Origin of the sequence: Stenotrophomonas sp. 1337 (assembly GCF_031455455.1) — a bacterium.
Lineage (GTDB): Bacteria > Pseudomonadota > Gammaproteobacteria > Xanthomonadales > Xanthomonadaceae > Stenotrophomonas > Stenotrophomonas indicatrix.
On sequence record NZ_JAVDSR010000001.1, the window covers coordinates 1 to 20,863 of the forward strand.

Below are 20,863 nucleotides of genomic sequence, written 5' to 3' on the forward strand. Positions count from 1 at the left end.
GGTTGCGGGGGTGTCCGCGGCATGGATGCCGCGGCCAAGCCCCCAAGGACGGGTTTACGGCGTCCCCCGCAACCGGACCCACCCCGCCATCCCACAGGAAACCCGCTTTTGCTTTTGCTTTCGCTGTTGCCGTTGCTGTTGCTGTTGCTGTTGCTCCTGAGGTTGCCGGCCAGCGGCCGGCACTACCGCTTCGGCGGGTGCAGGGCGCAGCCCTGCCGACCCACCCGCTTACTGCGGCGGATCGCGGGTGATATGGATGTCGGTCGGCGTGGACAGCGGGATGTTCCGCTCGGCCAGGATCTGCAGCAGGCTGAAATACAGATCGCTGCGCGTGCCATACACCTGCCGCGGGCTGGCCACGTAGGCGAAGCTGTTGATGGTGATCTGGCCGCCAGCGATGCTGTCGATGTACACAGACGGCGCCGGCTGCTGCAGCACCGTGTTGTGGGCACCGTAGGCATCCAGCAGCGCCTGCCGCAGGCCCGCGACATCGGTGCTGGCCGGCACCGCGAACTGGATCTGGATGCGGCCCTGGTTGTTGCCCATCGTCATGTTGCGGATGGTCTTGGTGATCAACTCGGAATTGGGCACGATCAAGGTGGACTTGTCGCTCACCTGGATCTCGGTGGAGCGCACGTTGATGCGGCGGATGTCGCCTTCCTGATCGCCCAGCTTCACCCAGTCACCGATCTTCACCGGCCGCTCGGTCAGCAGGATCAGGCCGGAGACGAAGTTCTGGATGATCGCCTGCAGGCCGAAGCCGATACCTACCGAGAGCGCACTGACCAGCAACGCCAGGTTCTTCAGGTTCAGGCCCATGGCGGTCAGCGCCCACAGCGCCACCAGGATGATGCCCACGTAGCGGGTGATCGTGCTGATTGAATTGCGCGCGCCCAGGTCCAGTTCGGTCTTGGGCAGGTAGGTGTCGGTCAACCAGCGCTGCAGCAGCTGCGTCAGCCCCAACCCGACCAGCATCACCAGCAGGGCGATGGCGATACGCGCAGGCTTGAGCGTGATGTCGCCGATGGAAATGCCGTTGGCCAGCGAAGCGACGCGCTCGACCACCGAGCCGATGTTGCCGAACGGCGCCGCCAGTGCCAGCAGCGCGATCAGCACCACGAACGTGCGCAGCACGGCGGACAGCAGCACACCGGCCTGCTCCAGCCGCGACACGCTCAGACCGGTGCTGAGCAGGATGGTCTGGCCGACCTTGCTGTCGGCGTTGAGCAGCCAGGTGGAGAAATCATCGACGAACTTGAACAGCAGCGTCGCCGCCAGCACCACGATGCTGCCGCCGATCAGCTGCTGGTTGACGAACTTGGCGAAGTTCACATAGCCCATCAGGGTGGCGATGATCGCGGCCACCACGGCGATGTTGCCGGCCACACGTGCCAGCACCAGCCAGCTGCTGCGCCGCACCGGAACGGCCGCACCCTGGCCGTCGGCCTGCGCTTCCAGCTTCGCCTCAGCCTCGGCGGTCTGGCGCCGATGCAGGCGCGCCAGGGTCACCAGCATGGCCATGATCAGGCCCAGATAGGTCAGCGCGATCACGCCGTCCAGCGCCACCGTAGTGACGTCGCTGGTGCGGGTGGCGCGATCGATGGCCACCAGCACCGTGCTCAGCCAGGCCAGTGCTGCGGCACCCCAGGCGTACTTGCGTAGTTTCAGCGCGGCGGTGTCATCCAGGTTCAGCAGCCGCCACGAAGGCCGCTTGGGCACCAGCAGGCAGGCGCTGAGCGCGGAAATGAAGGCCGCAGCAAACGTCGCCGCCTGTACGCCTTCGGCCACGCTCTGCAGGCGCGGCGGAATCGCGCCGATGGCATCCAGTGCAGCCACCAGCACCACCACGGCGTAGCCGGGCAGCAGGGTGCCCACCAGCAGCAGCCACATGGCCAGACCGGAGCGGCGCAGGCGGCCGTCGGGGGCACGCTCGGACGCAGCGAACCGGCGCCCCAGCGCGCGCAGCCACAGGCGCAACGGGAACATCATCACCAGTGCCGCCGCCAGCCCCAGCAGCAACGTGCCCCAGCCATGGGTGGCAATGGCCGTGGTCAGCGCGGCACGGCCCTGCTGGGCCAAAGGAGTGACGCGGGCGATGTCGTTTGGCAACTGGTCGGCCACCTGTCGCCACAGCGTTGGCGACAGTGGCGAGGCGACCTTGCGCCCCAGTTCCTCGGTGCGCTGCGCGTTGCGCTGCTTGTCGATGTCCGCGCTCAACTGCTGCGCACGGACGGCACTGGACTTGGCCTGGGCAATCGATGCCGCCAGGGCATCGCGCTGGCGCGTCAGCGTGCGCCGCTGCGCCGCCAGCTCCGGCGGTTCAGTGGTGTCCTTGGGCGCCTCGCCCAGCTGCGTCAGCTGCTCGTTGAGCTGGTCCAGCTGCGGCTGCAGGGTCTTTTCCAGCGCCTCGGCATCACGCTTGGCCTGTGATGCATTTTCCGAAAGCGTGCCCAGCGTTTCGGTGGCCTCGGCATCAACACGCTTGCGCTCAACATCTTTCAGCGTGCTGTCGATCTGCGCCAGCTGCTGCTTGGGCGTGGGGTCGTCATCCTGGGCCAGCGCCGGCACAGCCAGCAGCAGCGTGCAGCACAACAGCAGGGCCAACCAGGGGCCACGCACCAGGATCGTTCGGAAGAAGGAAGACAAGCCAGCCACACCGTTTTGCGCGGACCACCGCGCCTGCGCGCGACTATACGGCAGGTACTGTAAACGGCGGATGCGCAGGCGCTGGCCGCTGGTTGCGGCTCAGTACTTCAGGCGCAGCTCTTCCACCTGCGGCTGCTGCAGCGCGTACCAGTCCTGGAATTCTTCCTCGGTGATCTCATCCGGCGCATACACCGCGATCGGGTGCCAGGCGTGGTCGGTCGGCAACGGCTGGCGCGGCCCGGCGCGCAGGCTGTAGGCCACGCCTTCGTAGTCCACCAGATCGTCCACCTGCGGCCACTGCTCGCGGGCGAACTGGGTTTCACTCTTCAACAGGATCACCTGGTACATCGGCACCTCCACTTCGGTTGGATCGGAAAAACGCGGCGCTGGCGGAAGCATACCGCTGCGCCGATGACGGCACGCGCTCCGCCCGGGCGACGGAATGTTCTGGACATGGCCCTCGCCCCGGCTTCACCCGCCCGTGGCAGTGTCCTCGGCATCGTGGAGGTCCTCTCCTGCCACGCCTGACAATGACCGACCTGCCTCCCCTGAAGACCGTCACCGACCTCAAGCTGCCCCGCTACCTGGGCACCTGGTACGAGATCGCCCGCCTGCCGATGCGCCACGAGCCGGAGGGCTGCACCGATGTGTCGGCCCATTACCAGCTGCTCGACAACGGCAACGTGGGCGTCACCAACCGCTGCCGCATGGACGGCGAGATCGAGGAAGCCACCGGAGAGGCCTGCGCGATCGACAACGACAGCGCGCGGCTGGAAGTCAGCTTCCTGCCCAAGGGCCTGCGCTGGCTGCCCTTCGCCAAGGGTGACTACTGGGTGATACAGGTGGCGCCGGACTACAGCGTTGCCCTGGTCGGCAGCCCGGATCGCAAGTACCTGTGGCTGCTGGCACGTGAGCCCCGGCTCGATGCCACCGTGCAGGAACATTATCTGGCCAGCGCGCGCCTGCAGGGCTTCGATCTGTCCGAACTGATCCTGACCCCGCATACCGGCCACCCCACCGCCTGAGCACGAACCCGCATGGACCTGAAGAGTGGCTACCCGTGGTGGGCGGTGCGCAACGGCCTGATCCAGGCCTTTCCGCCGCTGGAACAGGATCTGCAGAGCGATGTGCTGGTGGTCGGTGGTGGCATCACCGGCGCGCTGATCGCCGATGAGCTGTCGGCCCATGGCCACGACGTTGCGCTGATCGAGCAGCGTGACATCGGCTGGGGCAGCACCGCAGCCAGTACCGCGCTGCTGCAGTACGAGATCGATACCCACCTGCTGGAGCTGGCCTCGCAGTATGGCCAGGACGCTGCGGCACTGGCCTACCAGGCCTGTGCGGACGCGATCCCTGCATTGGGCGAGGTCGCGCGCGGCCTGAAGGACGTCGACTTCAAGCAGATGGACAGCCTGTACCTGGCCAGCCGTCGCCGTGACGTACCGCGGCTGATGGCCGAAGGCGAGGCGCGCCGTGGTATCGGCCTGGATGCGCGCTGGCTGGACCGGGATGCGCTGCAGGAACGTTTCAGCGTCGATGCCGGAGGCGCCCTGCTGACCCGCCAGGCCGCACGGGTTGATCCCTACTGCTTCACTTACGGGCTGCTGCGGCGGTTGCAGCGGCGCGGCGGCACTGTGCATGACCGCACCGTGCTGCATGCCCTCACCCCCACCGCGCGCGGCGTAACCGCCCGCACCGAATCCGGCATGCAGATCCGCGCCCGCCACGTGGTGCTGGCGATGGGCTATGCCAACCAGCAGTGGCTGGACCCACGCGTGGCCCGCAACCGCAGCAGCTATGCGTTCATCACCGACCCGATCAACGCCGATGAACTGGGCTGGCTGCAGCGCACGATGGTCTGGGAGAGCGCGCGCCCCTACCTGTACCTGCGTGCCACTGGCGACCGCAGGCTGTTGGTGGGCGGGCTGGACGATGCCATCGATATTCCCGCCCGCCGCGATGGCCGGGTGGACAGCAAGGCCCGCAAACTGATGAAGCAGCTGCTGCAATGGTTCCCGCACCTGCAGCCGACCCCGGCGTTTTCATGGGCGGGCACCTTTGCCGAGACCGCTGACGGCCTGCCGTTCTTCGGGCCGCATGCGCAATGGGGGCCACGGGTACAGTTCGCCATGGCCTATGGTGGCAACGGCATCACCTATTCGATGATCGGCGCCGGGCTGCTGCGGGCGCGGATCGAGCGGCGCCGGCACCCGCTGCAGGACCTGTTCGGGTTCGGGCGGTTGTAGCGTGAAGCCAGGCATGGCCTGGCTCTACCGCAAACGGGCGCCGACAGGCATCATTCAAGCAACGCCTGCTAGCGTCGGCCTGTACCGCCGCGTGCTGCGCGGCCCCTCTGCGCTGGAGTGCCGTCATGATCCGCCCCCTGACCCTGCTGCTGTGCCTGGCCGCCCTGCCCGGGACCGCGTTGGCGCAGTCCGCCGCCGGCGCCACCGCGCCGCAGGCGTCCGGCCTGGACCTGTCCGTGCCGCAGACGCCGATGCGCTATCTCAACGATCCGACGCTGCAGCAGGATCCGCCCGGCACGTTCTACGGCGACAAGACCGGCCCGCGCGTGCACGGCGACGGCAGGATCGCCGACGTGCAGGACGACAAGGTCAAGGTCTCCGGCAGCTTCACCACCGGCATCGGCTATGCCAAGAATTACGGCAACACCCACTACAACGCCGCCACGCTGAATCTCAGCAAGAACTACACCAACGATGAAGGCAAGACCCGTGGGGTCAACGTCAACATCCACGTGAGCGAAGGCAAGGGCCCGGGCTTCTTCGGGCCGTACGGTGGTGGTGGGTATTACGGTGGTGGCCCGGGCTATTGGGATTACCCGCCGCCTTACGGCTGGTAAGCCCCGCGTCGGGCCTGGGCCGACCAAGGTCGGCCTCTACTGGTAACAGCGGAAGGTAGCGCCGGGCCATGCCCGGCGGCCTGATGCGTCCGCTGCGCTCGCCGGGCATGGCCCGGCGCTACCAGCGACACGCCCCATCCCGAAGCAGGCGTCAATCCAGCCAGCCATCGCGCTCGCTGTGCAGGATGCGGCCGTCATGACCGCTCAGGCGCACTTCCACCTTCTGGTTGCGGGCATTGCGCGCTTCCAGCGACCACGTCGCACCATCGCGTTCCAGCGAATGGATCTCGCGCAGGCCCTGCGACTGCGCCTTGGCCAGCACCTGCTCGGTGCTCAGCTGCGCACGCCCATCGTGCTCGTCGAAGATCTCGCCGGTCTTCGGGTCCACATACACCTCGCTGAAACGACCGTCGGCACGGCTGACATCGGCTTCCCACAGGCCATCATCCCGCTCGATCTCATGGATCTGGGTGTAGCCGGCCTTGCGCAGGGTCTGTTCGACCTGGGCCATGCCCAGCGGTGCCGCCTGTACGGCGGGGGCCACGGCCAGGGCGACAACGGTAGCGAGGGTGAGCGACTTCAACATGGGGTTCTCCTGTTCGGTGCCGGACCATCCCGGCAACGCCACGATGCACGGCGTGGTTAACAGCGGCCTAGCCGGCGCTGTTAGCCAACCGTTAGTCGGCCGCGGCACACTCGCGCCTGTCACTTGTTCCCATGCTCCCAGCCACTCACGTGCCGATCCTGCCCTCCCTGTCCCTGCTGCTGGCCCTGGCCAGCGCCCCGACCGCCACCGGCCCTGCCCAGGACCCGGCGCAGCAGGTCGCGCGCCGCGCCGTGCAGCAAGGCCGCTACGTGCCGCTGGAAGGCGTGGTGCGCGATGCGCTCAAGCGCCACCCCGGCCAGCTGCTGGAAGTGGAACTGGACGATGGCGTGTACGAAGTGGAGATCCTGCGCGCCGACGGCGTGGTGGTGGAGCTGGACTATGATGCGCGCAACGGCAGGCTGTTGAAGACGGAGCTGGACGACTGATGCGCATCCTGTTGGCCGAAGACGATGCCGCATTGGCCGAGCGCCTGCAGCCGCTGCTGGAGCAGGCCGGTTACGTGGTCGAGGTGGTGGCCGATGGTCGCCAGGCCGAGGAGATCGGCCAGGTGGAAGACCTGCAGGCCGCCATCGTCGATCTGGGCCTGCCCGGGCTGGACGGCCTGAGCGTGATCGAACGCTGGCGCGGCAACGGCCGCGACTTTCCGGTGCTGGTGCTGACGGCACGCGGCCGCTGGCACGACAAGCTGGCCGGCTTCGACGCCGGTGCCGACGACTACCTGACCAAACCCTTCCAGGCCGACGAACTGGTGTTGCGCCTGCGCGCGCTGATCCGCCGCAGCCACGGCCATGCCAGTCCACGGTTGCAGTGCGGTCCGCTGCAGCTGGACGTCAATGCCGGGCGCTTCGACCTGGATGGCCAGGCGTTGGCGCTGAGCCCGCAGGAATTCCGCCTGCTGAGCTACTTCATCCACCACAGCGGCCAGGTGATCGGCCGCGACCGCCTGGGCGAACATGTGTTCGATGGCGGTCACGACCCCGATTCGAATGCGCTGGACGTACTGCTGGGGCGGGTGCGCCGCAAGCTCGGCACCGACCTGATCCAGACCGTACGCGGCCAGGGCTGGCGGTTGGCCGCGCCGTGAGCCGGCAGCCGTCATTGCGACGCCGGCTGCTGTTGGCCGGTGGCATCGGCCTGCTGCTGGTCTCGGCACTGGCCAGTGCGCTGCTGGGCGAACTGTTCAAGCGCAGCGCGCGCGACCGCCTGGACAACGAACTGCAGCAGGACATGCTGACCCTGCTGGCGCAGGCCGAGATCGATGCCGATGGCCAGCTGCAGCTGCGCCAGGAACCCAACGATGCGCGCTTCCAGCGCGTGTTCTCCGGCGCGTACTGGCAGATCGCCGATGGCAGCGGCAAGGTGCTGCTGCAGTCACGTTCGTTATGGGACGAAACGCTGCCAGTGGCCGCCACTGGCACGGCCGAACGCAATCTTCCGGGCCCGCTGCAGCAATCGCTGCGCGCGCGCGTGCAGCCGGTGCGCCTGCCCCGCGCCAACCAACCCTATGTCGCCGTGGTCGCCACCGACCGCAGTGCACTGGATGCGGACGTCGCCGCGTTCCGCCAGCGCAGCGCAATGGCGTTGGCCGTGCTGGTGGCGGCGTGGCTGGCGGTACTGGCCAGCCAGGTACATTTCGGTCTGCGGCCCCTGCAGCGTCTCGGTGCGCAGCTGGAACGCGTGCGCCGCGGCGATGCACAGCGCATCGATACGGCCGGATTGGGCGCTGAAATCGCACCGCTCGGTGAGGAGCTCAATACCCTGCTCGACCACCAGCAACGGATGGTGGGCCGCGCCCGCACCAGCGCACAGGATCTGGCGCATGCGCTGAAAACACCGCTGAGCGTGCTCGCCGCCGAAGCCGATGGCGAGGGCCGCGCGTGGCGGGCGACGCTGCGCGAACAGGGCGCACGCATGCAGGCCAGCGTCGATCGCTACCTTGCCGCCGGGCTGACCGCCGACCATCGCGAACGCACGCCGGTGGCCACGGTTGCACAGGCGCTGTGCGGGCTGATGGCGCGCGTGCATGGCGACCGTGCGCTGCAGTTCCAGGCCGAAGGCATTGCCGACGACCTGCAGTTCGCCGGTGCCAGCGCCGACCTGGAAGAGATGCTCGGCAACCTGCTCGACAACGCCGGCAAGTGGGCACAGCGGGAGGTGACGGTCACTGCGCGCGTGGACGACGAACAGTTGCGCATTGATGTGCGCGACGACGGTCCGGGGCTGGCAGCCGAGGCGCTGGCGCAGGTGACCCAACGTGGCGTACGGCTGGATGAGCGCGAAAACAGCAGTGGCCTGGGCCTGGCCATCGTGGGTGATATCGCCGCCAGTTATGGTGGACGGCTGGCGCTGGAGAATGCACAACCGGGATTGCGCGCCACGTTGTGGTTGCCGATGGGGTGACGCGCCGCTGCGCTCGCCGGGCATGGCCCGGCGCTACCGGATCATGCGCGCGCCGGCAGGTGTCGACCGTGGTCGACACGCATCAAGAGCGCCGACCAAGGTCGGCATCTACCAAGCCTCAACGGTGATGCATCCACCAGCAGTCGATGGCATCGAGCACGATGTGGATCATCAAACCGATGCCCACCAGCCGCGTTTTCTTCGGCACGCACAGCCCGGCATACACGGCAATCGCCGGTGCGGTATGCAGCGGGTGGAAGCCGATGCTGCAGCGGTTCGGGGCGTAGATCGGATCGGCCAGCAGGTGGTCCAGATCGATGATCCAGCCCAGCAGCAGCAACAGCCACGCCGAGGCGAAACGCTTGCGCCAGAACAGCCATGCCAGCAGGGCTGGCACGGCGGCATGCAGGAACAGATGAAAGATCGCGCGGGCGCTCATCAGCACCGGTAGCGCCGGGCCATGCCCGGCTTTCCCGTCACCCTCAGATCAACGGTTCGTCGGACAGGTAGGTGTAACCGGTCAGGCCCGCTTCCAGCGCTTCGGACAGTTCCTGGGCGCGCTCCGGCGACAGGTCCGCCGATGCCACGCGTTCGGCGTAGGCCGCACGCAGGTCATCCAGCTTGTAGCCCACGTAGTCCAGCATCACGTCGGTGGTATCGCCGCGACGCTGCTGGGTGATGGCATAGCCATCGGCATCGGCCAGCACTTCCACCGCGTCGGTATCGCCGAACAGGTTGTGGATGTCGCCGAGGATTTCCTGGTAGGCACCGACCATGAAGAAACCGATGCGGTAGCTCTCGCCGTGCTTGATCGCGTGCAGCGGCAGCGAGCTGTCCAGGCTTTCGTTCTCGACGTAGGTCTTGACCATGCCATCGGAATCGCAGGTCATGTCGGCGATGATCCCGCGGCGATCCGGCATCTCGTTCAAGCGCTCGATCGGCACGATCGGGAACACCTGGTCGATCGCCCACGCATCGGGAATCGACTCGAACACGCTGAAGTTGACGAAGTACTTGTCGACCAGGCGCTCGTTCAGTTCATCCAGCGCCGGGCGATGGCTCTTCTCGTCGTAGCTCAGGCGCGCACGCACGCCATGGGCGATGGCATAGAACAGATCGTCGATGCGTGCACGCTGCGGCAGGTCGATCTGGCCCAGCGCATAGCTGGACAGGCCTTCGGCGTGGAAGTGCTGTGCTTCCTGGAACAGCTCCACCGCCGGGCGCACGTCCAGTTCTTCGTGGATCTCGCGCAGGTGGCGGATCGAAGCCGGCTCGTCATCGTGCTGGTCCGGCACGCGGCCTTCCTGCGCCTGTTCCACTTCAGACACGTTGGCGATCAGCACCGCGTGGTGCGCGGTCATCGCGCGGCCACACTCGGTGACGATGCGCGGCGGGGTCAGGCCGTGTTCTTCGCAGGCATTGGCCAGCGGCTGCACGATGTTGCTGGCGTACGAATTGAGGCCGTAGTTGATCGAGCAGAAGCTGCGCGAACGGGTGCCTTCGTAGTCCACGCCCAGGCCACCGCCCACGTCGACGTGGGTGATCTTCGCACCCAGCTGTGACAGCTCGACGAAGTAGCGGGTGGCTTCGCGCATGCCGTTGGCGATGTCGCGCACGTTGGAGATCTGCGAGCCCATGTGGAAGTGCAGCAGGCTCAGGCAGTCGGCGTATTCGGTATCGCGCAGCGACTTCCACAGGTCCAGCAGCTGGCGCGGCGACAGCCCGAACTTGGCCTTGTCGCCACCACTGTTCTGCCACTTGCCGGCGCCCAGCGAGGCCAGGCGCATGCGCACGCCCAGGCCCGGCTTCACGTCCAGCGCCTTGGACTCTTCCAGCACCAGCTTCAGCTCGGACGGCTTCTCGATGACGATGAAGGTCTGCAGGCCCAGCTTGCGGCCGATCAGGGCCAGGCGGATGTACTCGCGGTCCTTGTAGCCGTTGCAGACGATCAGGCCACCCGGGCGCGACAGCGCCAGCACGGCCATCAGTTCCGGCTTGCTGCCCGCTTCCAGGCCGAAGCCTTCACCGTGGTGGCTGGCCAAGGTTCCGGCCACGCCGCGGTGCTGGTTCACCTTGATCGGATACACGGCCGTGTAGCCGCCCGGGTAGTCCCAATCCTGCTGGGCCTGGGCGAACGCCGCCTGCAGCTTGCCCAGGCGCTGGCCGAGGATGTCCGGGAAGCGCACCAGCAGCGGCAGCTTGGCACCGGCCGCGCGCGCGGCATCGACCACCTTGGGCAGCGACACCACCGGGCCATCCGCCCCGGTCGGTCTCACCACCATGTGCCCGGCCTGATCCACGTCGAAATAGCCATCCGCCCAGTGCGGGATCGAGTAGGTCTTGCGGGCTTGGTCGAGGGACCAATCGGTCATTGCAGTCGGCCTTGTGGCAAATAAAAGGGGGGGCATGATAACGCCTATATGCCCACAGGTTCGTTATCATGCGCGCCCGCGCCCGTGGCAGGTCTGAACCTGAACGGGCCGATCCGTCCGGATGCGTGGCACCCCGCCTTCAGCCCGGCTCCATCCCCTCCGAACAGGAATGCTTTCCCATGACTGACAACAGCAACTGGTACATCGAACACTTCGAGCGCACCGGCTCGGCCATCGGCTACCGCATCACCGGCAAGCTGGACGAAGTGCAGTCGCCGTTCCAGAAGATCGAGATCTTCCAGACCACCGACTGGGGCAACCTGATGACCATCGATGGGGCCATCATGCTGACCAGCAAGGACAACTTCTTCTACCACGAGATGATCAGCCACCCGGTGCTGTTCACCCACGCCGCGCCCAAGCGCGTGGTGATCATCGGCGGCGGCGACTGCGGCACCCTGCGCGAAGTGCTCAAGCACAAGGGCGTGGAGAGCGTGACCCAGTGCGACATCGACGAGCAGGTGACGGTGATGGCGCGCAAGCACTTCCCGGAACTGTGCGATTCCAACGACGACCCGCGCGCCGAGCTGATGTTCGACGACGGCGTGGCCTACATGGCCAACTGCCCGGCCGGCAGCGTGGACGTGGTGATCGTCGATTCGACCGATCCGGTTGGCCCGGGTGAAGGCCTGTTCAACAAGGCGTTCTACGAGAGCTGCTTCAAGGCCCTGAAGGACGACGGCATCCTGGTGCAGCAGTCCGAGTCGCCGCTGATGCAGCTGGAGCTGATCAACGAAATGCGCACCGAGATGGGCAAGGCCGGCTTCGGCTCGTTCAAGACCCTGCCGTTCCCGCAGCCGTGCTACCCCACCGGCTGGTGGAGCGTGACCCTGGCGCGCAAGGGCGACAGCAGCTTCGACTTCCGCCAGGCCGATTCGGCCGCCAAGACCTTCGACACCCTGTACTACACCGCCGCGCTGCACACCGGCGTGCTGGTGACCCCGCCGTTCGTGAAGGCGGCGTTGAAGTAAGGCGTGCCGACCAACGGTCGGCACCCACCGGGGTTGGGATGTGCCAACCAAGGTTGGCACCTACCAAAGCAAAAACCCGCGCTGGCGACAGCGCGGGTTTTTTCGTTTTCCGGTAGCGCCGGGCCATGCCCGGCGGCCGTCCGCTTACAGCGCCCAGATACCGGCGATCACCGCCACCACCAGGCCCCACTTGATCACCTGATAGGCCACCACGCTGCGCTCGCGCAGCGCCTTGGCCTTCAGCCGCACCTTGTAGACGCTGCCGAAGGCCTTGTTGACGCCACCGGTCGGGTCGCCCGGCAGGTTCGGCGAGGCGCCACCGGCCAGCAGCGTGGACGCCACCAGGCGGTTGAACAGGCCCGGCAGGCCGAAGCGCAGCGGGCGGGCGATATCGCAGAACAGGATCACCCGGTCATCGGGCGTCTCGTTGTGCGCATGGTGGATGTAGGTTTCGTCGAACATCATCCACTCACCGTCACGCCAGCTCTTCTTGATGCCGTCCACTTCGATGTAGCAGGCATCGTTGTTGGGCGTGGCCAGGCCCAGGTGCAGGCGCAGCGAACCGGCGAACGGGTCGCGGTGCGGGCGCAGCTCGCTGCCCGAGGGCAGCTGCGCGAACATCGCCGCGCGCACGTCCGGCAGCGATTCCAGCAGCGCGGTGGTCTTGGGGCACATCGCCTTGGCCGACGGGTGCGAGGGGCCGTACCACTTCAGGTAGAAGCGCTTCCAGCCGCGGCGGAAGAACGAATTGAAGCCGGCATCGTTGAACGTGCTGGAGGCAGCGATCGCCTGCGCATCGCGCAGCGCCAGTGCCTCGTCGCGGATCATCTGCCAGTTCTGCCGCAACGGCTCCAGCTGCGGGAATTCCTTGCCCGGGTCCAGGAACGGCGTGGTCGGCACCTTGGAGAACATGTACATGACCACGTTGATCGGGGCCATGAAGCTGGAGTGGTCCAGCAGCTGGCGCGACCAGCGCGCACGGACCTTGCCACGGAAGTGGATGTACAGCACGCAGGACACGAACAGCGCCGCAAGTACGATTTTGATGATCAAAGCACTTTCCTCCAGCACGCGCCGGACAGGGAAACAGGGCGATGCGGCCGCAGGGCCGGCATCAGTGGGGGAACGCGGCAGGAGACGGGGACGTGCCGGGTGGGTGCGGCCGTCGATGTCGCGTGTAACAGCTTATGGTCGGCAGGCCGTGCGCCGGGGTCAAGCCAAGCGTGCGTGGGCCGCAGCGCCGCGCCGCGAGCGCTGCCGGACGCATCTGCAAGCTATTGAAATCAAATTGCTTTTCGAAAAGTGAGACAGAATTGTCCGAAAAAGCGCGACGAACTGTTCCAGCCACGACGCCGACATTTCTCCGACAAATCGTGGAATAGCGAACTTGCCGGTACTAAAATTGACTTAACGAAAGTTTAGCCAGTTCCCCCCGTCGTACCGGTTCGCTTGACGCTTCAGCGCCGCCCACCGGGTCGCCCGAGACCCCACATGATCCCTTCCATCACTCCCTCCCCGTCCTGCGGCGATGACGCCGTGGCGCCGCTGCTGCTCAAGCGCGGCGAGCGCTTCCTCGCCCCCGATGTCTACCGCACCTGCCTGGACGGCCGTCCGGCGGTGGTGAAGGACTACTCCCGCTACCGTGGCACCCCGGTGTCGCCGATCGCCCGGCTGATGGTGCGCCGCGAGGCACGCATGCTGGAGCGGCTGGGCGGCTGGAAGCACGCCCCGGCCCTGCTCGGCACCCTCGGTGGCCTCGCACTGGGCATGGAATTCATCCCCGGCCAGACGTTGAGCACCGCGCAGGCCGTGGGCAATGAAGTGTTCGAACAGCTGCAGCACGCGCTGAGCCGCCTGCATGCCGCCGGCATCACCCACAACGACCTGCATGGCACCAACGTGGTGGTCAGCGCCGGCGTGCCGGTACTGCTGGATTTCACCTCGGCCTGGCGCGTACCGCGCTGGCTGCGCCGCAACCCGCTGAGCCGGCAGCTGAGCCGCAGCGACATGAAGAACCTGCTGAAGATGCGCCAGCGCGTGACCGGGCAGGCGCCGAGCCCTGCGCAGGCGGCCATGGTGGCCGACCCCGGTTGGGTGGCGGCTGTGCGCCAAGGCTGGAAGCGGTTCTACAAGTGGGCCAAGCGTCGGTAGGCGCTTCGCTCTGGTGGGGGTCGAGCTTGCTCGACCGCTCTTCGTTCCGGCGACGCAAAACCTCGCCGGTCCCGTCCCTCTCGGCGGCTTACAACGCGTCCGCGTCCAATTCACCGGTACGAATACGCACCACGCTGCCCAGGTCGTACACGAACACCTTGCCATCGCCGATCTTGCCGGTGCCGGCCGCCTTCACGATGGCTTCCACCACCACGTCCACCTGATCGTCGGTCACCGCCACTTCCAGCTTCACCTTCGGCAGGAAGTCGACCACGTACTCGGCGCCACGGTACAGCTCGGTATGGCCCTTCTGGCGACCGAAGCCCTTCACTTCCGTCACCGTGATCCCGGTAACCCCGCGCTCGGCCAGCGCTTCGCGCACGTCGTCGAGCTTGAACGGCTTGATCACCGCCATGACCATCTTCATCGTCTATCTCCTGTATTCCGGCGTGGAGGATAGCGCCTGAACGCGGCCGGTGCGAAACCCGCAGCGCCTGTCCGGCAGGCCGGGGCCGGCAGTATCCTTAGCGCCGAACAGCCGTGGCCGCGCCGGATGCGCAGGCCCACCACCCCACGGAGCACCCCATGATCGACCTGAACCAAATCGATGACCTCGCCCGTCGCCTCAGCGACCTGGTGCCGCCGGGCCTGCGCGAATCGCGCGAGGAGCTGCAGGCCACCTTCAAGAGCGCACTGCAGGCCGGCCTGGCCAAGCTGGACCTGGTGACCCGCGAAGAGTTTGAAGTGCAGCGCGCAGTGCTGCTGAAGACCCGCGAGAAGCTGGATGCGCTGGAAACGGCGGTGCGCGAGCTGGAACAGGGCCGCAGCGACGCCGGCTGAGTGGACCGCCCCTGCGGCGGTGAACAACAAGGCCCGCGATTGCAGGCCTTGCCGTGTCATGCCCAGCGAGCTCACTCCAGCATGGTCAACACGTAGCATCTGCCCGGGCCATCGGCTTACTCATTGAACCGGAACGACCGGACCTCCTCAATGTCAAAGACAACGAGACCCTCCGGCTGCAGCCGTACCCGCCCAGATACCTCCACGACGGCCGTGGTGTTGCACACCGCTGGAGCATCGCGCTTCAAGCAGATGCGCTTCTGTTCCGCGTAGAACCGCTTGACCGAATCGGACGACCCATGCCTGCCGATCACCAGGATGTGCCCACCCTCGCCGCAATGGGAATTGCGCAACATCTCGAAGTGCCGGTTATCCGTTATGTACGTTGCGGACAACACAAGCTCTTCCCCATCGTGTTGGCTGGGGTTGCCCGCGATGGCGCACAGTAATTCGTCGCGGGGCTCTACCTCCACCGTGGTCGCGACACGATGCGCGCATGCAGGCAGCATCAGGGTCAGCACGAACGCGGCACACGCTGGCTTCATGGTCATTTGTCCTTCGCGGTCCTTTGCTGACGTGCTTCCCAGCACTTGACGGAACCCTCAACGCTCTTGGGCTGAGGCCCGAAACAGCGTGTACACGACACGCCCTTACAGCGGCGTTCTGCTGCACCCCGGCCCGGAGCATAGCGCTTGCACGCAGCCGGCGCGAAACCACCGAGTGCCGCCGGGCCTGCGCGAATCGCGCGAGGAGCTGCAGGCCACCTTCAAGAGCGCGCTGCAGGCCGGCCTGGCCAAGCTGGACCTGGTGACCCGCGAAGAGTTTGAAGTGCAGCGCGCCGTGTTATTGAAGACCCGCGAGAAGCTGGATGCGCTGGAAACGGCGGTGCGTGAGCTTGAAGGCCGCGGCACGGCAGAATAAAAAAGGAGGCGCACCGCGCCTCCCACTTACAGATTATTTCCTTGATGGGGCCTTGCCGCAAGGCCCGCCCGGCGCCCTAGACTCGCCGGCCTGTCGATCCGGCAGGACAGGTAGGGGCAGTGCCGATGGCACAGGACACCGAATGGACACCCGTATCGCACGACACCTGCGACCAGGTTGCCGGGCCGTTCTATCACGGCACCCGCGCTGACCTCGCGGTGGGCGAGCTGCTGAGCGCGGGGTTCCGCTCCAACTATCGCCACAGCGTGGTGATGAACCACATCTATTTCACGGCGATTGCCAAGGGCGCCGGGCTGGCTGCGGAGATGGCCAAGGGTGAGGGGCGACCGCGTGTGTATGTCGTGGAGCCTACCGGGCCATTTGAGGACGACCCGAACGTGACCAACAAGAAGTTTGCGGGGAATCCGACGCGGTCGTATCGGAGTGCGGAGCCGTTGCGGGTTGTTGGGGAGATTACGGAGTGGGAGGCCTACGATGCGGAGTTCGTTCGGCAGTTGCGGGCGTTTGTGGCGTCGGGGAGTGGGGAGATCATCAACTGATGAATAGAAGTGTCCGTGCTTTGGCCGGCGGACGGTCAACGCAGCAGGTTTTCGAACGATGTCCGCTTTCGGCCAGAAGCGGACGTTGGCCCGCTAACTGCCGGACCGCGGCTTAGCCGCCCCATCAGGCTCCCGAAGCCCGGCTCGGATTTCCTTCGCGACCCGCTTGGCCGATTCTGGCCAACCGAGCTCCATCGCTCCCACGCAGCCCCAGCAGTCTCCGCCGCAGTCGGCAGAGAGCAGATCGGCAGAGACGCCAAGCTTTCGACCGCAGATGTTGCACCGGGTGCTGACCATCGACACGTTCCTCATCATTAAAGCGCGCTGCCAGGGAGGCTCACATCCGCTTCCGGCCAGAAGCAGACCTCCGGCGACCTTACTGCGGCTCTCTCGTTCACTTGGCCCGGGGCTAGCGCTCGCGTGCGTCAGTGCCTGGCTACTGAGTTTGACCGTTCGAGCCGGGCATAGATCTCGCTGACCCACTCTACAAACACGCGAACTTTTGTGCTGAGTTGCCGGCTCGGTGCATAGGCGATGAAGACATCCAGAGGGGCAGGTCGCCATTCCTGGAGGACAGCTACCAGCTCGCCCCGATCGATTGCCGGTCGCACCATGAAATCCAGAGTATGGATGAGCCCGAGACCAGCTAATCCCGTTGCCAGGTGGGCGTTGCTTTCATTGACCATCACCGCGCAGTTGGGCACGATCTCCATCGGCACTCCGTCGCTGAGAAAATGGAGCGGAGGTGCCTTGCCGCTGTGTGCGGAGAAGTACCCGACTACCGGAAACCGAGACTGAAGCAGTTCTTCAGGGTGAGCAGGCACACCGTAGCGTGAGATGTACGCCGGACTAGCGCAGGTGGTCCATTCAAGACTCCCGATCCTGCGGGAGATCAATGCACCGTCGTCTGATGTGCTGCGGATGGCACAGTCTATGTTTTCGCCGATGACATCCGACGTCCGGTCGGTAACGCCCAGGTGCAGTTGTATGTCCGGATACAGTGCGCGGAACTCGGGCAGTGCCGGGATCAGCACACCACTGGCGGTCGAGCCGCCAGTGTCCACGCGCAACCGGCCCTTGGGGCTGCCTTGGGCACGCCCCAGCGTGGCCTCCACGTCATCCAGCTCCGTCAACAGGTGGCGGATGCGTTCGTAGTATGCAGCCCCGTCATTGGTGACGCTGACGCGGCGAGTGCTGCGCTCGAGCAGCTTGACCCCAAGATGCCTCTCCAGTGCGCTGATCGACTTGCTCAATGTGGCATTGGGCATCTGGAGTGATTCAGCCGCGCGATTGAAGCCGCCCGTCTCCACGACGCGAGCGAAGGCGCGTATTGCCTGCATGTGGTCCATCAGGGGCTCCCGGTAATGTGAGATTATTTACCTAGGGAAATAAAGAATCAATGAGTTCTGCGTTTATCTGGCAAATGCGACCTAATAGACTTGCACCATCGCGGCAGCAGCCGTCCAAGCAGACAACGTCATGCACATTCAGGATTTGGTCAACGTCCACACCGCGAAACATGCGGGTAAGGTCGCTTTGGTCACCGGCGGCAGTTCGGGCATCGGTTTGGCCGCCGCCAAGCGCCTTGCGCACGAGGGGGCGCTGGTGGTCATCAGCGGGCGGCGCCAGCACGAGCTTGACCGCGCCGCAGCCGATATCGGGCATGGTGCGCTTGCAGTGCGCGGTGACATCTCCATCGCCGCTGACCTGGACGCCATCATGGATGCCATCCGCACAGCACATGGTCGGCTGGACCTTCTCATTGCCAACGCAGGCGGTGGCGAGTTCACCCCTATTGGCTCGATCACCGAGGCAGGGTTCGACAAGTACTTCGGTATCAATGTCAAAGGCACGCTGTTTACGGTGCAGAAGGCACTTCCGTTGATGGCCGCTGGCGGTGCCATCGTCGTTACGGGTTCTATTGCGGCCAATCAGGGCGTACCCGCGTTCGGTGTCTACGCGGCGTCGAAGGCCGCGCTGCGCTCGTTCGTGAGGACATGGGCGTCCGAACTGAAGGGTCGGAATATTCGGGTGAATCTGGTTGCGCCCGGCGTTGTGGTTACCCCAGCCTACAAATCCGAGCTGGGCATGAGCGACCAGGACATCAACGCCTACCTTGCCGACATAGAGCAGAAGGCCCCATTAGGGCGTGCGGGCACCCCGGATGAGATTGCGAAGGCAATGTCGTTCCTGGCGTCGCCGGATGCGTCCTACATCACCGGCGTGGAGCTGACGGTCGACGGCGGCCTGACCCAGATCTGACATGGCAATGTAGGACACCCCGCAGTTCGCCCTCCCATCCCACTGAGATAGACGAAATGACCATGCAGGAAAACCTGAAAATTGCGCACTGTTTGCTTGAGAAAATGGGTTCCGGCGCAGCGCCCGAGGAGATCGCGTCACTGTTCAGCGCTGACCTGGAATGGCACATTCCGGGCGACAGCACCGCCCTGCCCTGGATCGGTCGAAAATCCGGACGAGGCGCGGTGGAGAGCTTCGTACGTGAGTCGAGCACGTTGATGGAGCGCATCCGACTGGATGTGCATGATGTTCTTGTCAGCGATGACCGGGCCGTCATCGTGGGTGAGCTTGTTACGCTCATCACCGCCACGGGGAAGGTGATCGACTCGCCCTTTGTGATCGTGCTGACCATCGCAGGGGGCGAGATCTCCAACTTCCTGATGCTTGAGAACAGCCTTGCCGTGGCCGAGGCTACTCGTCCCTGATCCCAGTTTTCGCGTAACCGTGAGGTTGCATTCCGTAAGGCGAGGAACTGAATCATGCCAGCGTTTCCATTCGATGCCGTGCTGTTCGACTGCGATGGCGTACTGGTTGATTCCGAGCCTCTGACCGCCTGCGTGCTGTCGGAGATGCTGAGCGAGCAAGGCTGGCTCCTGACGCCAGAGCAGGCGGCCGAGCGTTTCATCGGGAAGGCCATCGCTGGGCAGGCGAGCGTGATAGAGGCACATACGGGAAGACCTTTCACCACGCTATGGCTGGATGAGTTCCGTCGCCGCCGTAAGGTCTTACTGGAGCGTGACCTGGTAGAAGTCCACGGCGCCAAGGTCGCCGTGGCGTCCATTTTCGCCGCCACGGGCGGTCGGATTGCCTGTGCATCCGGGGCAGATCTGCAGAAGGTGACACTGCAACTGCAGAAGGTTGGACTTGCCGAGCCATTCGCCAACAACATCTTCAGCGGGCAGAACGTGCCTCGCAACAAGCCCTATCCCGATGTGTACTTCGCGGCAGCGGCGGCATTGGGGGCGTCGTCTGGGCGCTGCGCTGTCATAGAGGACACCGAGACCGGGACGATGGCCGGCGCCGCGGCGGGTGCAGTCGTGTTCGGCTACAGCGCAGGCGGCGTCTACGGAAGTACGTCAGAAAGCCTCCTCAGAGCAGGGGCGCACGTTATCTTCCATCGCATGGAAGACCTTTTTGGCATTCTGAAGGGCTATCAGCGTAACGAGGGCAGCAAGAACCCTGGCCCGCCAGGCCCACGCTAGGAGCTGGAAATCAGCCTTGGAAGTGGCCTGCCCGCAATGTGTCCGCTTCCGGCCAGAAGCGGACATCGCACCGGCCCGCACCTGGTATTCGCAAGTAGGTAAGCGGCACCTTCCGGTTCCAGCCCATGGGCGTCTCGGCAATATAGCTGGACGAGCGATGTCGCACTTGCCATGTTCCGAGCCTGACATCGGAACAACTGGCCGATGCTCCCCCCATAAGTGCCAAAGCTCTTGTCCCCCAAGGAATCTCGCAGTAAACGCTCCTATGCGACAATGCCAAAAACGTCTCGGGCTTTGGCGGCTTTGGCCCAACCCCTTGGCATTTCAAACAACATCAGGCAACTCTGGTAGAGCCACCGACAACGGGTGGCCGGGCGTCGAAAACCCGATTCACTAGACGTTGTTTACGCTTGCCAGCCGGTGCCGCCACGCGCGGTGCCGGCTGGCAATCCGTCTGCCGGCTATGGCGGGCGGTGCGTGGGGGTCTTGTACCCGCCGGCATTGTCTAGTGATCCGGTTTTCGAGCCACGCATCGTCCGCCACCTTTATCGGTGGCGGCTTCTGCCTGCTTGCACGGAGCCTGCCATGACCACGCCGCACTCCCCTCCCCCGCGCCCCATCCAGGAAGCCCCCTCGCCTGCATCTGCTCTGGACCCCAACAGCCTCATCGCCATCCTGCGCAGCATCGGCGCCGGCGCTGCAGCCGATGGTCAGCCCTGGCCCGAGCGCCATCACCTGCGCAGCCGGCAGATGCAGCTGTCCGACGCCGACTGCGCATTGACGGGCCAGCGCATCGTGCAGGAAATCCTGCTGGCGGCCGAGCGCACGCGCCAGAACGGTGAGCCCGACCAGTACGTGGGCGATCGGGTGATGGAGGGCCTGGTAATGGCCGACATCGCACTCACGGCCTTCATCCACGAACGGGTGCGGCCAAGAGACTGAGGGCACGCTTGTGGGCGTGACGTTCTG

The 20,863-nt window shown here is 65.5% G+C and carries 24 protein-coding genes; 15 read left to right on the forward strand and 9 right to left on the reverse strand.

Annotated features, from left to right (window positions below; translation table 11 throughout):
* Positions 1-228: 228 nt before the first annotated feature.
* Entirely contained in the window at positions 229-2,655 is a 2,427-nt protein-coding gene (locus J2X70_RS00005; protein WP_051501681.1) for a DUF3772 domain-containing protein, read from the reverse strand.
* A gap of 90 nt (positions 2,656-2,745) precedes the next feature.
* On the reverse strand, positions 2,746-2,994 hold the full coding sequence (locus tag J2X70_RS00010; RefSeq protein ID WP_025874572.1) for a hypothetical protein: 249 nt from the start codon (positions 2,992-2,994) through the stop codon (positions 2,746-2,748).
* A 182-nt stretch (positions 2,995-3,176) separates the two neighbouring features.
* Here J2X70_RS00010 and J2X70_RS00015 point away from each other — a divergent pair, with 182 nt between their 5' ends.
* The 3 genes from J2X70_RS00015 (at position 3,177) to J2X70_RS00025 (ending at position 5,509) form a co-directional block, all read left to right on the forward strand.
* On the forward strand, positions 3,177-3,671 hold the full coding sequence (locus tag J2X70_RS00015) for a lipocalin family protein (protein WP_025874571.1): 495 nt from the start codon (positions 3,177-3,179) through the stop codon (positions 3,669-3,671).
* A 12-nt stretch (positions 3,672-3,683) separates the two neighbouring features.
* Positions 3,684-4,892, forward strand: a complete 1,209-nt coding sequence (locus J2X70_RS00020) for an FAD-dependent oxidoreductase (protein ID WP_025874570.1) — start codon at positions 3,684-3,686, stop codon at positions 4,890-4,892.
* A 125-nt stretch (positions 4,893-5,017) separates the two neighbouring features.
* On the forward strand, positions 5,018-5,509 hold the full coding sequence (locus tag J2X70_RS00025) for a hypothetical protein (RefSeq protein WP_025874569.1): 492 nt from the start codon (positions 5,018-5,020) through the stop codon (positions 5,507-5,509).
* A gap of 151 nt (positions 5,510-5,660) precedes the next feature.
* Here the strand turns inward: J2X70_RS00025 and J2X70_RS00030 are convergent, their stop codons facing one another.
* Positions 5,661-6,095: a PepSY domain-containing protein gene (locus J2X70_RS00030; RefSeq protein ID WP_025874568.1), complete on the reverse strand. Its 435-nt coding sequence runs from the start codon at positions 6,093-6,095 to the stop codon at positions 5,661-5,663.
* Positions 6,096-6,250: 155 nt separating this feature from the next.
* Here J2X70_RS00030 and J2X70_RS00035 point away from each other — a divergent pair, with 155 nt between their 5' ends.
* The 3 genes from J2X70_RS00035 to J2X70_RS00045 are packed head-to-tail and all read left to right on the forward strand — an operon-like array spanning position 6,251 to position 8,516.
* Positions 6,251-6,541, forward strand: a complete 291-nt coding sequence (locus J2X70_RS00035) for a PepSY domain-containing protein (protein WP_049465658.1) — start codon at positions 6,251-6,253, stop codon at positions 6,539-6,541.
* A complete protein-coding gene (locus J2X70_RS00040; RefSeq protein WP_025874566.1) occupies positions 6,541-7,200 on the forward strand; it encodes a response regulator transcription factor in 660 nt (219 codons plus the stop codon). The genes J2X70_RS00035 and J2X70_RS00040 overlap by 1 nt, the downstream gene beginning before the upstream one ends.
* Positions 7,197-8,516: a sensor histidine kinase gene (locus J2X70_RS00045; protein WP_100437016.1), complete on the forward strand. Its 1,320-nt coding sequence runs from the start codon at positions 7,197-7,199 to the stop codon at positions 8,514-8,516. The genes J2X70_RS00040 and J2X70_RS00045 overlap by 4 nt, the downstream gene beginning before the upstream one ends.
* A gap of 118 nt (positions 8,517-8,634) precedes the next feature.
* Here the strand turns inward: J2X70_RS00045 and J2X70_RS00050 are convergent, their stop codons facing one another.
* Both J2X70_RS00050 and speA read right to left on the reverse strand, forming a co-directional pair.
* Positions 8,635-8,955: a DUF6122 family protein gene (locus tag J2X70_RS00050; RefSeq protein ID WP_033832425.1), complete on the reverse strand. Its 321-nt coding sequence runs from the start codon at positions 8,953-8,955 to the stop codon at positions 8,635-8,637.
* A gap of 43 nt (positions 8,956-8,998) precedes the next feature.
* The gene (gene speA / locus J2X70_RS00055) at positions 8,999-10,888 is read right to left on the reverse strand and encodes an arginine decarboxylase (RefSeq protein ID WP_080149658.1); all 1,890 of its coding nucleotides are present in this window, start codon (positions 10,886-10,888) and stop codon (positions 8,999-9,001) included.
* Between the two features lie 179 nt (positions 10,889-11,067).
* On the opposite strand from speA, the gene speE reads away from it, so the two are divergent.
* On the forward strand, positions 11,068-11,919 hold the full coding sequence (speE, locus tag J2X70_RS00060; RefSeq protein WP_025874562.1) for a polyamine aminopropyltransferase: 852 nt from the start codon (positions 11,068-11,070) through the stop codon (positions 11,917-11,919).
* A gap of 144 nt (positions 11,920-12,063) precedes the next feature.
* On the opposite strand, the gene J2X70_RS00065 is transcribed toward speE, so the two are convergent.
* Positions 12,064-12,969, reverse strand: a complete 906-nt coding sequence (locus J2X70_RS00065) for an aspartyl/asparaginyl beta-hydroxylase domain-containing protein (protein WP_049465655.1) — start codon at positions 12,967-12,969, stop codon at positions 12,064-12,066.
* Between the two features lie 441 nt (positions 12,970-13,410).
* Between J2X70_RS00065 and J2X70_RS00070 the strand changes: the two genes are divergently transcribed.
* Entirely contained in the window at positions 13,411-14,070 is a 660-nt protein-coding gene (locus J2X70_RS00070; RefSeq protein ID WP_032951715.1) for an RIO1 family regulatory kinase/ATPase, read from the forward strand.
* Between the two features lie 88 nt (positions 14,071-14,158).
* Here J2X70_RS00070 and J2X70_RS00075 read toward each other — a convergent pair whose 3' ends face one another.
* Positions 14,159-14,497, reverse strand: a complete 339-nt coding sequence (locus J2X70_RS00075) for a P-II family nitrogen regulator (protein WP_025874559.1) — start codon at positions 14,495-14,497, stop codon at positions 14,159-14,161.
* A 158-nt stretch (positions 14,498-14,655) separates the two neighbouring features.
* Here J2X70_RS00075 and J2X70_RS00080 point away from each other — a divergent pair, with 158 nt between their 5' ends.
* Complete coding sequence (locus J2X70_RS00080; protein ID WP_080149656.1) at positions 14,656-14,910, forward strand: accessory factor UbiK family protein; 255 nt, start codon at positions 14,656-14,658, stop codon at positions 14,908-14,910.
* 116 nt (positions 14,911-15,026) lie between these two features.
* Here the strand turns inward: J2X70_RS00080 and J2X70_RS00085 are convergent, their stop codons facing one another.
* Complete coding sequence (locus J2X70_RS00085; RefSeq protein WP_309908283.1) at positions 15,027-15,455, reverse strand: hypothetical protein; 429 nt, start codon at positions 15,453-15,455, stop codon at positions 15,027-15,029.
* 175 nt (positions 15,456-15,630) lie between these two features.
* On the opposite strand from J2X70_RS00085, the gene J2X70_RS00090 reads away from it, so the two are divergent.
* Positions 15,631-15,831 carry an accessory factor UbiK family protein gene (locus tag J2X70_RS00090; RefSeq protein ID WP_279208962.1) on the forward strand — a complete coding sequence of 67 codons (201 nt, stop codon included), beginning with the start codon at positions 15,631-15,633 and terminating at the stop codon, positions 15,829-15,831.
* 125 nt (positions 15,832-15,956) lie between these two features.
* Positions 15,957-16,391, forward strand: coding sequence for an NAD(+)--rifampin ADP-ribosyltransferase (gene arr / locus J2X70_RS00095; RefSeq protein ID WP_279208963.1), 435 nt, complete (start codon positions 15,957-15,959; stop codon positions 16,389-16,391).
* Between the two features lie 425 nt (positions 16,392-16,816).
* Here the strand turns inward: arr and J2X70_RS00100 are convergent, their stop codons facing one another.
* Positions 16,817-17,740 carry a LysR family transcriptional regulator gene (locus J2X70_RS00100; protein ID WP_301865287.1) on the reverse strand — a complete coding sequence of 308 codons (924 nt, stop codon included), beginning with the start codon at positions 17,738-17,740 and terminating at the stop codon, positions 16,817-16,819.
* A 130-nt stretch (positions 17,741-17,870) separates the two neighbouring features.
* On the opposite strand from J2X70_RS00100, the gene J2X70_RS00105 reads away from it, so the two are divergent.
* The 4 genes from J2X70_RS00105 to J2X70_RS00120 all read left to right on the forward strand — a co-directional run bounded on the left by J2X70_RS00105 (position 17,871) and on the right by J2X70_RS00120 (position 20,836).
* Positions 17,871-18,653 carry a glucose 1-dehydrogenase gene (locus J2X70_RS00105; RefSeq protein WP_301865285.1) on the forward strand — a complete coding sequence of 261 codons (783 nt, stop codon included), beginning with the start codon at positions 17,871-17,873 and terminating at the stop codon, positions 18,651-18,653.
* A gap of 56 nt (positions 18,654-18,709) precedes the next feature.
* Entirely contained in the window at positions 18,710-19,117 is a 408-nt protein-coding gene (locus tag J2X70_RS00110; RefSeq protein WP_279208260.1) for a nuclear transport factor 2 family protein, read from the forward strand.
* Positions 19,118-19,171: 54 nt separating this feature from the next.
* On the forward strand, positions 19,172-19,894 hold the full coding sequence (locus tag J2X70_RS00115; protein ID WP_301865283.1) for an HAD family phosphatase: 723 nt from the start codon (positions 19,172-19,174) through the stop codon (positions 19,892-19,894).
* Between the two features lie 585 nt (positions 19,895-20,479).
* On the forward strand, positions 20,480-20,836 hold the full coding sequence (locus J2X70_RS00120) for a hypothetical protein (RefSeq protein ID WP_279208258.1): 357 nt from the start codon (positions 20,480-20,482) through the stop codon (positions 20,834-20,836).
* Positions 20,837-20,863: the final 27 nt, after the last annotated feature.